Here is a 12,632-nt window from a genome sequence, read left to right as displayed (position 1 = left end):
GGCGAAATTCTCGCGTCAGATGCGATGAATGGAGAGTGATGCCGTATGGGCGGGGACAGCCTCGTTCCAGCGGTCCGCCAATTCGGCCTCTCGCAGCCTCGGGGCGGTCCAGCCGAGTGTCTGCTTGGCCATCCTGAAGAAACGCCGAACGAGCCGGGGCGCCAGTTCACCGCCGCCTGTTCATCGACGACACCGCCGCCAACGTCACCGCCGCCCGCGAAGTGGGAATGACTGCCCTTCACTACCGAGGGCCCGAAGAATCTCCGAGACGCCTTCTCCCCGCTCCTCGATCCCCAGGCTCCCCAGGGCGTTCAACCCCCAACCAGCTGAGGGGAAGAGCGACCCTGGGGATTTCACGAATCCTCATCAGCACCCCGTTGCCGTGTTCGCCCGCCGCTCTCGACGCCGAGCTGCACGCCGCCCTGGCCGCTTTCGACGCTGCGGCCGCTCCGTGGCGTGAGGCCCTCGAGGACCTGGACGACGACGTCCTCGCCGAGACCGCTGCCGAAGCGCGGGCCGTCGGCGCCGGCCCGGCGGCCGCCGTCGACGAGCTGGTGCGCGGCCTGCTCGGGCAGTTGGCCGACTGGCAGCAGTCGATCGGCGAGCCGGGCCGCGCGGTCACCACGGCAACTAGACACCGACCGCTACCCGGCTGGTCCACCGATGCCGGCCGCACCGAGGACATCGGGTGGCGCCAGGCCCGCACCACGCCGCTCGAGGCCCTCGCACGCCACCACCACGCTCATCGGCTCGCCGCCATCGTCGAGCTCGGCGGTGAGCTGAAGCTCCCAGCTACCCGTAACGGGCGCTTCAGGGGCGCGGTCATCCCAGAGGGCTGCGCGGTCAGCGCCGGCCGCCGCCGATGCGGCGGTCGTCGGCCAGTGCGGTCAGCGGGCCGAACTCGAGGGCAAGCTGGTTCCACGTCAGAACCTCGCCACAGCGTGCCGGGAACTCCTTCGGGTTGAACTCGGGCATGGTCCAGGTGCCAGTGCCCCGGTCCCGCAGCCACAGGTCCCCGTCACCGTCGACCACGGTCGGCGGGACCGGTACGGGCTCGGCCTGATCGGTGGGCTCCCAGGTGACCCGGCCCGGGTGGGAAGCGCGGCGCAGCTCGGTGGTGGCCAGCCGCGCGGCCAAGTCACGGGTGGACTCTTCGGCGTCCTTGACCGACGCGAGTCGGAATGCGTCGTCAAGTACGGGCAGGGCTGGATTCTTGCTGCGCTTTGCACTCATACGCTGACTACCTCCGGTGGGGGGCGTCACATCCGTTATGGCACCCCGTAGAGGAACACGATATCCGAGGCGGGAGCCGGGCCGGCTACGACTACTGTCCAGGTGGAGGCGCCGGCACACCGAGCGGTGGGGCTAGGCGGTGAGCTGGTCCTGGATGTGGCGCAACCCGCGGTGGTAGCGCTCAGATATGGCTGTCCGGGTCTGAGAAGGTGAGGCCGCCGGGGGGCGAGCGGACGTCGGGCCGGGAACGGGTGGGGAATCGGGCTAGCCGGGCGGCTGGCGGCGCCCTGCTCGACCGGCATCAGCCGGCGCCACCCGCCTGAACTCCACCGTCACCGCGCCGCACACCACGGAAGCCAACATTGGCCGTCGGCGCCCCACCTTCACCGTGTGATCGGTGCAGTCGTCCCCCGCCGCCGCCCCACGACCGTCAGCGCGGGAGGCAGGCGCTCGGGACATGAGAAAGGGGGTCGAGACCGCTATGAGCGGTCTCGACCCCCTTTCTCGTGAGAGTCAGCGCTTGAAAGCGTCCTTGACGCTCTCCTTGGCCTGTCGGGCGTCACCCTTGGCCTGCTCGGCCCGGCCTTCGGCGGTCAGGCGGTCGTTACCCGTGAGGTGGCCGGCGGTCTCCTTGAGCTTGCCCTTGGCCTGCTCGCCCTTCGCCTCGGTCTTCTGCTCACCAGACACAGCTGATCACTCCCTGTTCGTCGAAAAGCGTTACGCAACCTCGTATGACCGACAGAAGATCGCCTAAACAGGGCTGCCGAAGTTTCCTAAGGGCTGTCCCGTAATCCGTGGTGGATCAGCGTGCGGCGTCGGATGCGATGCGTCGCAAGGCGGAGGGACGCCCGAATACTGGACGTATTCGGGCGTTCCGACAACGCGGCGAGGTGCCGTAGCCGACGCCGCGCGCCCACCAGGGATTACGGGACAGCCCTTACCCCCGGATTTAGGTAGCGGCTGGTGTTGCGGCCGAGGTGGTCGTCGATCGGTGGAGGTGAGCAGGTTCCCTGCTGCGTCACGGCGACCACCCCGGTTGTGTCACGCATACCCCCGCTGTCGGCTTTCAGTGAATTCGGCGACGGATCGAGGAATACCGAAACGACGGTGGCCCGCCCCCCCGTTCGTTGGGGGGCGGGCCACCGTCGTTTCGGCACGCTCACTGCGGGGTTGTGGCGCTGCTACCAGCGGTACCAGCGTCCACTGCCGCCCTTGGGACGGGCGACGAATCCGACGAGCCAGAGCACCAGGACGGCGATCGCGACCCACCAGAGAATCTTCACCGCGAAACCCGCGCCGAAGAGGATCAGAGCCAGCAGAAGAACAAGAAGCAGGGGAACCATAGTTATTACCTCCGAGACATCATCTGCCCGGCGCGATCCCGCCCATGCATTCGAATTTATCTGTTTCCTACTCCGCCGGCAGGGCAGCAGAACAGGCCGCGTTGCGGGGGCGCGCCTTGGTGCGAGGGGAGTCACCGGCTCGGCCCGGCCTTGCGGCCTCACTCCCATCACATTCAGAACGGCACAGAAGCCACCCGAGGTCGTCGTCACCCAACTGAAGAAGCTGGACTGCCCCTCCCGCTTTCCGTCGAAGTAGTGCGTCCACCACCTCGCAGTCGACGGCGCACAGCTTCGGGAGGCACCAAGTCAGGCGTGAGCGACGTGACTGCTTGCCGGGTTGCCGGGTTGCCGAGCTGATGAAAGTTCCTGAAACTGAGCCTGGCTCGCCGTAAAGTCGCAGGTCAGCGAGCTGCTCCCCGCACACGCGGAGATGACCGGGTGTGCGTAGTCGGGGTACAGGAAATCCCGGTGAGAACGATCATGGTCCGCTCGGTGGGAGGGGAGGTTCACACTGCATGCGCTGACGCTGTCTCTCGTGCACACTCCGAGGCCCGGTGATCAACAACCGCCGTCCAAACCGGCAGACAGACGCTGCCGCGGAACGTGAACAACGCCACCCGGTGGGCCGTCAGGTGACGAGTGCGTAGATGCTGCTGCCCATCAGCCAGAGTCCGGCCAGCAGCGAGAGGGTGATGATCAGCTGGTCTTGGTGATGCTCGAGCCAAGTCCGCAGACTGTTCAGTCGAGCCTGGGCGCCGACCGGCACCCAGACGGTGTACATCTCCATGACCAGAAGGCTGAGGGTGGCCAGCAGGCAGTAGCCGGTCAAGGCGAACCAGTCGGAGAGCGAGGAGAGGTCGGCGTCGACGACAGTGGCGGCGCCCGCACCGACCAGGGCCCACGGTTGGAGCAACCAGGCGAGTGCGGCAGCGGTGCCGAGTGAGGCGTTGTCGACGCGGCCCGTCCAGCTCGGCGGCCGGAACGGGCGGGGCGGCCGCCGGTGCCGGTAGCCGCTGAACAGCACGAGGCCGACGCCGATCGCCAGCTTGGCGGCGACCGCCGCGGTCGATGGCGTGCTGTGGTGGACGGGTGGCGTCCCACCGGTCAGCAGCACGATGCAGGCAACCACCACGACCAGGTTGATCAGCCACGACAGCAGGAAGGCGAGGCCCTTGCGAACACCGCGGTGCGACGCCAGCAGCAGGATGAAAGCGCTGTTGTGCAGCGGTCCGAGGGTGATGGCCGTGCCGATCACGACCAGGTCGACGACCATCGACACAACCGCTCCCGGAGATCAGACCCGCCCAAGATTGTCGGACGGATGTTTTGCAGGGGCGTGACGGGTGGACAGGGTGTTGGCACCCGCGTGGCGCCGTGTCCCGACACTGCGGCGCCTGGCCCGACGAGTCAAGCCAGACACGCCGGCGCCCCCGATCGCCTCTGCCCGGCCGCGACTCCCCGGCCTCGGCGGCTCCCCGGAGGGGGTGCGGTCGGTGAGGTGTGCGGCGACCATCTGGTGGCCGAGATCGGCGCGCGCACGAGGTCTGCGGCTGGCCGCGTGAGGCTGGTTACACGGCGGGCGTTGCCGGCTGTGGTCCTGCGCCGTGCGGACCCGCGCCGTGCGGACCCGCGCCGTGCGGACCCGCGCCGTGCGGACCGGCAGGACGCCGGGCGAGCCGGAGCGTGCCTACGTAGGCGACCACCACGGCGACGATCACGAGCGGCATCACGTCCAGTCCCTCAGCGCCGAGGAGCAGGCTGGCCAGCAGCACGGAGGTCATCGGCAGTTTCAGGATGGCCACCGCCATGGCACCGACACCGATCGCGAATCCAGCGGTGGTTCCCAGGCCGGGCAGGTGGGAGAGGGCGAGGCCGCCCGCAGCGCCCAAGAACAGGGCGGGGAAGATCGGGCCGCCGCGGAAGGCGCTCATCGAGGCGCAGTAGGCCAGTGCCTTGCACCCCAGCAGGACGATCAGGGTGGCCCCGGTGTTGGTCGCGCTGTCGGCCAGCAGCGAGCCGAGTGCCTCTTGGCCGGAGAACAGCACGCCAGTGGCAGGCCGGCCGGTGATCACCGCGAAGAGCAGAGCGATGACGCCGATCGCGACGCCCATCAGGACGGTGAGCGGCAGCCGGTGACGGTCGACCAGGCCTTGCAGGGCGAGCGAGGCCCGACGGATCGCCTCTCCGAGCAGCGCTGCGAGGGCGCCCGCCAAAATCGCCCAGGCGAACTCGCCAAGGGTGGGTCGGTCGGCGGGCGGTACGTGGGTCAGCGCCAGCGAAAATGTGCCCAGGCCGGTCCAGCTGCCCAGACCGGTGAAGGTCAGCGATCCGACGCCGGCTGAGAGTAGACCGGGTACCAACACCACACCCATCATCGGGCCGCCCAGCCCCGTGGCCTCCATCAGCAGGAAGGCGCCGACCAACGGGGATCCCAGCAGTTCGCTGATGGCGGCGAAACTGCCGGCCGCGCCGATCACGGCGACGGCGCTGGGCGGGGCATCGCGCTTGAGGAGTCTGACGGCGCCGACGGCGAGCCCGCCGCCGAGTGCGATCAGCGGGGCCTCCGGGCCGAGGACGACACCCAGGCTGAGCGATGCGAGCGCGGCGATCGCCACACCCGGCAGCGCGGCGACCGAGGGTGCGCCACCGGTCTTGAGCCCTTCGGCCGGCTTGTGGCCGCCGCCACCCGGCAAGTGGCGGATCGTCAAGGCGACCAGAACACCCGCGATCACGAGCAGCGGAATCGCCCACCAGTCGGGCGTGGCGCCGAAACCGAGGGCTTTCGGCAGGTCGTCGTAGACCAGCGACTGGAGTTCGGAGACCAGGGCGAGGAAGCCGAACGCGGCGGCGGAGATCGGGACACCGAGGAGGGCAGCGATCACCAGCACCGCGAGGTATCCGCGGGTGCGGACGATCGCCAGCGGGTCCTGAGGCGCGGCAGTGGTGCCGGCTGACTCGGCGGGCGGTCCGGCAGACATGTGCATCGTCTCCTCGAAGAATCCGGCCCGGCCACAACGTCGGCGGCACGGGCCTGAGCCTGCTGCTGATAGGGGAATCGGCGGGAACACCCGTCTGGCGGTGACCGGCGCCGTAGTGGGAGTTGGCCTGCCCGGACGGCTCCGACCAGGGCCTGGTGGCCCCCACCGTCCGGACCTGGAAGCTGCGCGGGCGGGGCCGGCAACGGCAGGCCTCATCCTGTGGGAGTGGTGTGCGGCGCGGGTATCCCCCTGCTCCGGTCCTCGGCCATCGGCTGACCCTCCTGTCTGCCTGCCCGTCTGCCTGGGCGGCGCCCTCGCCCGTCCGCCGGCGCGCCTACGCCCTGCGCATCATCGCGGGCGCAACCGATCACGTACCGCTGTGGCGCGCTCAGACTCCGCAATCCGTGGCATTCGTCGTCGCGGAACCCGGTGCGAGCCGGCAGCAATCTTCAGCACCCGGACAGACCTCCGCTGAGCACCGGGCGAGAAGGCACAAGGGCGAGCGACGACGGTCGGGGCAGCGCGCCTCGGCAGCGTGTCGGCCTCGCCGCCCCACTCGCTCCGCACTACGGTTGCTCGACGAACACGCCTCGCTTCACCCAGAGCGAGTACTCCCGGAACGATCATCTTCAGGGGCGCCCCGTACGCCTCCACCTGCGAAAAGCGAACGGCGGATGGCCCGGATGACCCCGACCTCACGGGCGACCGACTCCCCTGCCCGACCCCCGACAAGCCAAGGCGGCAGTGGGCCGTGACCGGACAGAACCCCTCCGACATCGACCCTCTGGATGATCCGCGCGAGCCCGAGCCACGAACCCGGACGCGCGTCCACTCCGAGAGCCGCTGGCCGATGGCCGCAGCGGTCGTCGCTTCCGCCGTGCTCACCCTGCTCCTACCCGACGCCCTGCGCCTCGGACCCCGATGGGCACTCCCCCTGGCCGAAGGACTGCTGTTGGTGGCGCTGATCGCGGGTGATCCGGGTCGGATCACCCGCCGTTCCACCGTCCTGCGCACGGTGTCGATCGCCTTGGTCGTCATCCTGGCGGGCAGCGCCATTTGGTCGACCATGCAACTGATCGACGACCTCATCCACGGCGGGACCGAGACCAACTCCGCCACCGCCCTGCTGTCGGCCGGCGGCAGCGTGTGGGCCTCCACCGTCCTCGCGTTCTCCCTCCTGTACTTCGAACTGGACAGCGGCGGACCGGCCGCCCGGACCCACCACATGCCGCACACTCCGGCGCTTGCCTTTCCGCAACAGCTCAATCCGGAGGTGAGCTCCCCGAACTGGCGCCCCCGCTATATCGACTACCTCTACCTCGGGTTCACCAACTCCACCGCGCTGAGTCCCACCGATGTGATGCCACTCGCCCCTTGGGCCAAGTGCGTCATGACACTCCAGTCCATCGTCTCGCTCATCATCCTGGGACTCGTCGTCGCCCGGGCCGTGAACGTCCTGGTCTGAGACGCGGGCAGCATGTCCGGTCCCCCGCGGTCACCAGAGGTCACCGGCGGAGCCAAGGAGCCGAACCGTGCCGGGCCTGCTCGCCGTACCCCCTGAATGTCTGACCCGGACGGTGACGGAGAGCGCGCCCGCCCGGCGGTGTGCTCTTCAGCAAGCGCCGCGGTCCAGCGGAAGACCCGCCGCGCATACAAGAACCGCGTCGGCATGGCATCGGATGGGGCGGCGTCACCAGGCTCCAACAACCAGAACGGCCCGTCCGGCGGACGAGCCGAGGACGAACGGTGCGGGAGAAGTACATGCTCACCAAGGGCACGTTGGTACGGGACCGCATACCGTGCGGCTTGGCAAGCGCGCCCCGGGACATCGGTCTCCCGAAAGATGCGGCATGACGGCCCCGAGTCCGCCGAATGGATCAATGCCCAGCGGATCGACAACAAGATCGCCATCCCTACCCAGGGCGTGAACGTAGTCCTCGACGGCTGGGGCCCCGTCGGATGCCATCGGCTGCCTCCACGCCGCGGCCGCGCGGATCGACCGCGCACCCCGGGAGCCGTTTGGATACACATCCCTTAGGTCCGTATATATCCGGAGTGCCGGATTAGGTGAAAGTACCTGAAACCAGTCCTCAGCCTGGATACACTCGCAGGTCAAGAAGCCTGTTCCCCGCATGGGCTCCCGCCCGCGTCAGATCGACGCGCTGACCTGCTGGTTCCCGTTCTGCAAAGCTCCGATGAAGCGAGCGTCGAGGCGGCACCCTCCTTTGTCAGCACAGGCAGTCTTTGGCGACGCGCTGACCTGGGCCGACTATGTTCGTTGACAGACGACTTGCATCAGGTGGACTGCCGATCGCGCTCGGGGAGGGAGGGGTCCGATGGTGCCCGGCGAGCACGATGAGACGGGGCTTCGGTTCGGCTGGCGCGGCAGCCATTACCCTGGCGCGCCCGTTGACGACCTGTGGTTGGCGGTCGGCAAGGATCCTTCCGGTACCTATTGCTTCGACGCCTTCTTCATCGGGCGCACGACGCTGAGAGGCGGCGCTCCGCGAGCCGTCGCGTTCGCCCAGTGGCTGCTGGCCTCCCCACCCGAAGACCGGTATGAGGAGGAGTTCATGCTGGTTGACGGCGAACCGCAGAGCGGATCGCGCCGGCTCGTGGACGGTACTCGGCTCACCGTCGAAATCCTGTTGGGCCGTGAAGAAGCAGACGGACCCGAGTACCTCCAAGTGCTCCTGTCCGGTGAAACCCGCGACTTCGCCTTTGAGGTGTGCGCGCCGCTGGTATGCCAGCGGGTGCTTCGCGCCGAGCTCGAAGCCGCCGCAGCCCGACTGCTCACCTCACACGCCTAGGTTCGCCGGCCACGAAGCCGCAACGACTGTGTTCGCGGTCAAGCGCCTCGGTTGGATGTCAACGGACAGTCCCCCGAGAAGTTGAGCCAGAACCCGTTCTCGTGAACAAAGCCAGCCCGGCGAAGTCGCTGGGCCGTTGCTCCCCGCGCGCGGGGATACGACCACGTCTATGCCTGGGACGGACGGCCCCGAGGCCGGCTGCCTCCCGCACGCGCGGGGATGATCCCCGGATCCACGTTCGCAGCCCGTGAGGGAGACACAGCTCCCGCACGCTCGAGGATGACCCTGCGATCATCGACACGCTCGGTCAGAAGCTTCACTGGGAGATCGACTACCGCGACGAGCCGGTGCCGGACAGCTGGCTCCGAGAGCAGATGGACGCCTGGAACTCGTTCGCTCGCCTGTTGTGGGCCGGATGGCATGACTGGGACGGCTCCGACCGCGACCGCTGGACGCTGGTCCGATCTTCCCAGCGGGCAGTGGGCGCCATCGAGAGCCTCGCGGCGCCGTGACCGCGGACCCGTCATAGCTGTGGCCGCCGAGGACATTGGCGGCCACGGGCCCGACAAACGCACCGAGGCTGATGATCTCGCCTACGTGGTCACTGCCGAGATCATGGCGGACACCACCATCGACGCGTGCAAGAAGTCGTGGCGGGTGTGGGCCCCGCCGTCCGGGGCCTGCCATGTGCCGTCCTGCTGTCAGGGGGACGCGCTTGCGCCGCCGGCAGGGGTGGGCGAGGTCTCGGCCGGTGCCTCACCGCCACCGCCGAAGAGCGCGAGCAGAACGAAGATCAGGATGGCCAGGCCGCCGCCGCCCGCGGCCACCACGACCGGAGCGTTGATCCTGCGGGTGTGCGGCCGGACGTAGGAGCCGTTGCGATAGTGACCGCGGACGTTCGCGGTCGCGCCCGGAGTCGACCGCTGGCGCGGGATGGCCGGACGAGGGGATGCGGAGCCGGGTCGGTTCCTGCGGGTGTGCGGCCGGACGTAGGAACCGTTCTTCCTGTAGTGGCCACGAACGTTTGCCATCAGCGATTCCTCGGGTCAGAGGGAGGAGCGGAGAGAGCCGGCCCGAACGGGCACACTCACGACGGTAGCCCCGGCCACTGACACCGATGACACCTCCAACTTATTTACGGTCGGGGCGCGTTGGGGCTTACGGAGTGAAGCGGGGCGCGCAACGGCCGCGACCGGCGAGGTTTCGGCCGCGCCAGATCACATTCCGGCCGAGCGTCAGGGGGCCCACGTCTCCCGCCGCTCGGCTTTCACCGGGGGCTCCGGATGTTCGATGACACATTCGAACCGTGCGCAGCCGCGCGCCGGGCCGGCCGGCGGAGTGGACGCCGTCTGCGAGACCGCCCCTCCGACGCCCGCCGGCGGCAGATCCGGCCCAGGCCCGGAAGCTGGTCCGCACCTCCAACTTCCGGAGCACCCGCGCTGGTGTCGGTGCCGACTTGGCCGACGTCCTCGGCCCGGAAGCGCTCAAGGCGTACGAGAAACTCGCCCTCGAAGGTGATCTTCGCTACGACCGCTGCCGGAAGCAGCCGACATCCAGGCGCCGATGATAGTGCGCTCCGAAGTGACGGCCCTGCTCCAGCGCAATCTCGGCCTGGAGAGCCACCACCTGCGGCGGCCTGGTGACCCTGTCCGACCACGTCGGCCGCGGTACCCGCTGGAGCGTCGAGGGCGGCCTGATGGCGTACGGCTACCCGCGCCGGGTACGGATGCTCGCCATGGTCTCGGTCCTCATGGACACCGGCGCCGGGGTTGACGAGCTATGCACGCTGCGCCTGAGGATCTCTCCCCCGCCCTGGGGGGGGTGGGGGAAGTCCACATTCGACGACACCCCCGGAACGCCCCGCCACCGCCCCGACAGCCCGGTGTCCATCGAGGCCTACCGCGGCGCCGGGCCACCCGGACCGCCCTGCAGCGCTACCCCTTGGCGCGCCGCACGCTACGGGGCGTCAAAGCCGAGTACCGGCCTGCCGGTACCGCCCTGTAGGGCCACCCGCGGTGCCGGTGGTCCTACAGGGGCACGCGGTGTCCCGGGTGACCATCGACCTTCCTGGGACGCGCCGGGCTGGTCGCCGTTGCCGGTGCGGAGGGTGGAGCTCCAACGCGGCGTCGCGCCGCCCGAGCTCTGCCTGGTACCGCCCGCCTGGGATGCCGCGCGGGCTCCCAAGGAGATGGACGGACTCCAGGCCTGGCCTTGCCGCCCCGCGCGATGCCGCCCTGCCGGCGCCCGGGACGCCGCGACCACCGGCCGAGACGCCCGCGGCGAGGCCCGGCCTGGTGCTCGATGCCGAGGCGCCAGGCCTCGCGCGGAACGTGGCGCCGCAGATCTCGCACCGAGTACGTCCTCCAGGCCGTGCTGCGCTGATCCGATCGCCGCCGGTGTGCGGGCAGCGGATGCGACGCGTGTCAGTGACTGAGGCTGGTTGTCGACGTCAACGATGTTCATGCTGCGGCGAAAGCGAGCAGTTCAGGAACGCCGGCCGCTCGGCGATGCCGCTCGAACGCGGGCACGAGTTCCTGGACGAGCTGTTCACAGCGTGGCGCACCGATGCGGCGAGCGAGCTGGAGGGCTTGGCCGGCTGCCTCAGCAGCCAGTTCAGGTTCCCTCAGCTTGAGGTGGCTGGTCGCCTGGTACGCAAAAAACACACTGCGGGTTTTGTCACGCGCCTCGGGCAGCAGGGCCTGACCTTCGCGGATGAGCTGGTGGGCGCGGTGGGTATCTCCGAGGTCCAGCAGCGCCTGGCCGGAGTCGACCGCAAGGTCGGCCTCCGACATCCACGCGCACCATGCCGGTAGAGACTGCCCGGAGGAAGCGCCGAGGTGATGTTCCGAGGCGGCCAGGGCGCGTAGGGCCGGCTGCCTTTCGCCCTGGGCGGCGAAGGTTCGGGCCAGGCGTAGGTGGAGGAGGGACCGCGCGGCGGGGTGCTGTGTGCGCCTGAGTGCGTGCTGGAGGATGCCGGCGGCGGTGGTGTAGTCCTTCCGCCAGGCCGCCTGGTACGCCAAATCGCCGAGCATCGCGGCGCCGAGATCCGGATCGTCGGCTGCATGGGCGCTGTGGAGGCCGGCGATCCACAGCTTGCCGGCGGCGGTGTGACGGCCGTGGTCAAACCGGTGCCAGGCGACGGTTTGGGCGAGGGCTGCTGCGAGAGCGTGGAGGCGGAGCCCCGTAGCCCCGTAGCCCCGTAGCCCGGTCGTAGCGGCGGTGGGCGATGAGGTCGGTGACGGTCTCAAGGTGGGCGTCCAGCAAGGTGGACCGGTGCTGGCGTTGTTCGGTCGGCAGGGAGTTGAGCTGGCGGCTGATGTCCTCCAAGAGGCTGACGGTGTCCTCGCCGACGAGACTCCCCCTCGTCGGGGACAGGGCGTACGCGGCGCCTCCGACGGTGGCCCAGGTCGCCGCGAGGAGAGTGAGGGCGGTGCCTGAGATGGTCAGGAAGGTTCGGCGTTCCAGGCGTTCCATGGCGATGTTCATGGCCTCTCGCAGAGCGGTGACGGTGCTGGATAAGCCGAGGGGACGACGCCTCCACCGCTGCCGGGTAGCCAGTTGGCCGGCTCTACCCCGCTCGACGGGCAGTTCCAGCCCTTCAGCGATGTAGAACTGCATGGCGTCGTGTGGGGTGACCAGCACCGGGACGGCCGCCGATCGTTGGAGGTGAGCAGGTCCCCTGCTGCGTCACGGCGACCATCCCGGCTGCCCCTCGAATACCCGCAGCATCCGCTTTCACCCGGTACCGGAAAACCATTACCGCGCAAGCAGACATGGCGGTGGCCGGTCACCCTCATTCGGAGAGGGGACCGGCCACCGCCAAGGCCTGAATTGTTGCCGATGCCGGCTGGGCTACCAGCGGTACCAGCGGCCGCTACCGCCCTTCGGGCGGGCAACGAAACCGACCAGCCACAAAACGAGGACCGCGATCGCGACCCACCAGAGAATCTTCACCGCGAAACCCGCACCGAAGAGAATGAGAGCCAGCAGAAGAACAAGAAGCAGGGGAACCATGATTATCAACCTCCGAAGCACCGCATGCCCCACCAGACCCCGGGCATGCCCACGGAATTTACTTGTTTCTTATCCGTGCAGGCGGGAACGAGAGACAGCCACCTCGGAGTCCACCCTTCTCCGGCGACGCCACATCAGAGGAACCCAGGGATCAGGAGACCTACTGATCTTTTCGTAAGTTCGGTGGGTGTGGTGGCCTCGTGGGTGGGAGGCTGTCGGGGTGGCTTATCAACCTTCGTCTTCTGTGGCCGGTT

At 68.9% G+C, this 12,632-nt stretch carries 12 protein-coding genes; 2 read left to right on the top strand and 10 right to left on the bottom strand.

Annotation, left to right across the window (positions count from 1 at the left end):
- Window positions 1–353 precede the first annotated feature (353 nt).
- The 6 genes from ACIOD1_RS34240 to ACIOD1_RS34215 form a co-directional block, all read right to left on the bottom strand.
- Complete coding sequence (locus tag ACIOD1_RS34240; RefSeq protein WP_401907023.1) at window positions 354–638, bottom strand: hypothetical protein; 285 nt, start codon at window positions 636–638, stop codon at window positions 354–356.
- A 205-nt stretch (window positions 639–843) separates the two neighbouring features.
- Complete coding sequence (locus ACIOD1_RS34235) at window positions 844–1,233, bottom strand: hypothetical protein (RefSeq protein ID WP_365630137.1); 390 nt, start codon at window positions 1,231–1,233, stop codon at window positions 844–846.
- A gap of 513 nt (window positions 1,234–1,746) precedes the next feature.
- On the bottom strand, window positions 1,747–1,920 hold the full coding sequence (locus ACIOD1_RS34230; protein ID WP_401907021.1) for a CsbD family protein: 174 nt from the start codon (window positions 1,918–1,920) through the stop codon (window positions 1,747–1,749).
- Between the two features lie 494 nt (window positions 1,921–2,414).
- Complete coding sequence (locus tag ACIOD1_RS34225; RefSeq protein ID WP_053676175.1) at window positions 2,415–2,576, bottom strand: hypothetical protein; 162 nt, start codon at window positions 2,574–2,576, stop codon at window positions 2,415–2,417.
- Window positions 2,577–3,204: 628 nt separating this feature from the next.
- On the bottom strand, window positions 3,205–3,849 hold the full coding sequence (locus ACIOD1_RS34220) for a GAP family protein (protein WP_401907020.1): 645 nt from the start codon (window positions 3,847–3,849) through the stop codon (window positions 3,205–3,207).
- 295 nt (window positions 3,850–4,144) lie between these two features.
- Window positions 4,145–5,554, bottom strand: coding sequence for a chloride channel protein (locus ACIOD1_RS34215; protein ID WP_401907018.1), 1,410 nt, complete (start codon window positions 5,552–5,554; stop codon window positions 4,145–4,147).
- A gap of 751 nt (window positions 5,555–6,305) precedes the next feature.
- Here ACIOD1_RS34215 and ACIOD1_RS34210 point away from each other — a divergent pair.
- Entirely contained in the window at window positions 6,306–7,019 is a 714-nt protein-coding gene (locus tag ACIOD1_RS34210) for a hypothetical protein (protein ID WP_401907016.1), read from the top strand.
- Between the two features lie 871 nt (window positions 7,020–7,890).
- Window positions 7,891–8,364 (top strand): hypothetical protein, encoded by a 474-nt coding sequence (locus tag ACIOD1_RS34205; RefSeq protein ID WP_365630123.1) that lies wholly within the window; start codon window positions 7,891–7,893, stop codon window positions 8,362–8,364.
- Between the two features lie 701 nt (window positions 8,365–9,065).
- On the opposite strand, the gene ACIOD1_RS34200 is transcribed toward ACIOD1_RS34205, so the two are convergent.
- The 4 genes from ACIOD1_RS34200 to ACIOD1_RS34185 form a co-directional block, all read right to left on the bottom strand.
- Window positions 9,066–9,395: a hypothetical protein gene (locus tag ACIOD1_RS34200; protein WP_365630120.1), complete on the bottom strand. Its 330-nt coding sequence runs from the start codon at window positions 9,393–9,395 to the stop codon at window positions 9,066–9,068.
- Between the two features lie 1,428 nt (window positions 9,396–10,823).
- Window positions 10,824–11,156 carry a hypothetical protein gene (locus ACIOD1_RS34195; protein ID WP_365630118.1) on the bottom strand — a complete coding sequence of 111 codons (333 nt, stop codon included), beginning with the start codon at window positions 11,154–11,156 and terminating at the stop codon, window positions 10,824–10,826.
- Window positions 11,157–11,484: 328 nt separating this feature from the next.
- Complete coding sequence (locus ACIOD1_RS34190; RefSeq protein WP_401907014.1) at window positions 11,485–11,850, bottom strand: hypothetical protein; 366 nt, start codon at window positions 11,848–11,850, stop codon at window positions 11,485–11,487.
- 366 nt (window positions 11,851–12,216) lie between these two features.
- The gene (locus ACIOD1_RS34185; RefSeq protein ID WP_053676175.1) at window positions 12,217–12,378 is read right to left on the bottom strand and encodes a hypothetical protein; all 162 of its coding nucleotides are present in this window, start codon (window positions 12,376–12,378) and stop codon (window positions 12,217–12,219) included.
- Window positions 12,379–12,632 lie beyond the last annotated feature (254 nt).

Source organism: Streptomyces sp. NPDC088097 (genome assembly GCF_044741845.1).
In the GTDB taxonomy this organism is placed as follows: Bacteria; Actinomycetota; Actinomycetes; order Streptomycetales; family Streptomycetaceae; genus Streptomyces.
The sequence above is the reverse complement of the archived record's forward strand: the minus strand, read 5'-3'. Positions and strand labels throughout refer to the sequence as shown.

Excerpts from the sequence above, each read along its gene's own strand:
- ACIOD1_RS34235 (WP_365630137.1), bottom strand. The coding sequence starts at position 1,233 with ATGAGTGCAAAGCGCAGCAAGAATCCAGCCCTGCCCGTACTTGACGAC.
- ACIOD1_RS34225 (WP_053676175.1), bottom strand. The coding sequence starts at position 2,576 with ATGGTTCCCCTGCTTCTTGTTCTTCTGCTGGCTCTGATCCTCTTCGGC.
- ACIOD1_RS34220 (WP_401907020.1), bottom strand. The coding sequence starts at position 3,849 with ATGGTCGTCGACCTGGTCGTGATCGGCACGGCCATCACCCTCGGACCG.
- ACIOD1_RS34215 (WP_401907018.1), bottom strand. The coding sequence starts at position 5,554 with ATGTCTGCCGGACCGCCCGCCGAGTCAGCCGGCACCACTGCCGCGCCT.
- ACIOD1_RS34205 (WP_365630123.1), top strand. The coding sequence starts at position 7,891 with ATGGTGCCCGGCGAGCACGATGAGACGGGGCTTCGGTTCGGCTGGCGC.
- ACIOD1_RS34200 (WP_365630120.1), bottom strand. The coding sequence starts at position 9,395 with ATGGCAAACGTTCGTGGCCACTACAGGAAGAACGGTTCCTACGTCCGG.
- ACIOD1_RS34195 (WP_365630118.1), bottom strand. The coding sequence starts at position 11,156 with ATGTCGGAGGCCGACCTTGCGGTCGACTCCGGCCAGGCGCTGCTGGAC.
- ACIOD1_RS34190 (WP_401907014.1), bottom strand. The coding sequence starts at position 11,850 with ATGAACATCGCCATGGAACGCCTGGAACGCCGAACCTTCCTGACCATC.
- ACIOD1_RS34185 (WP_053676175.1), bottom strand. The coding sequence starts at position 12,378 with ATGGTTCCCCTGCTTCTTGTTCTTCTGCTGGCTCTCATTCTCTTCGGT.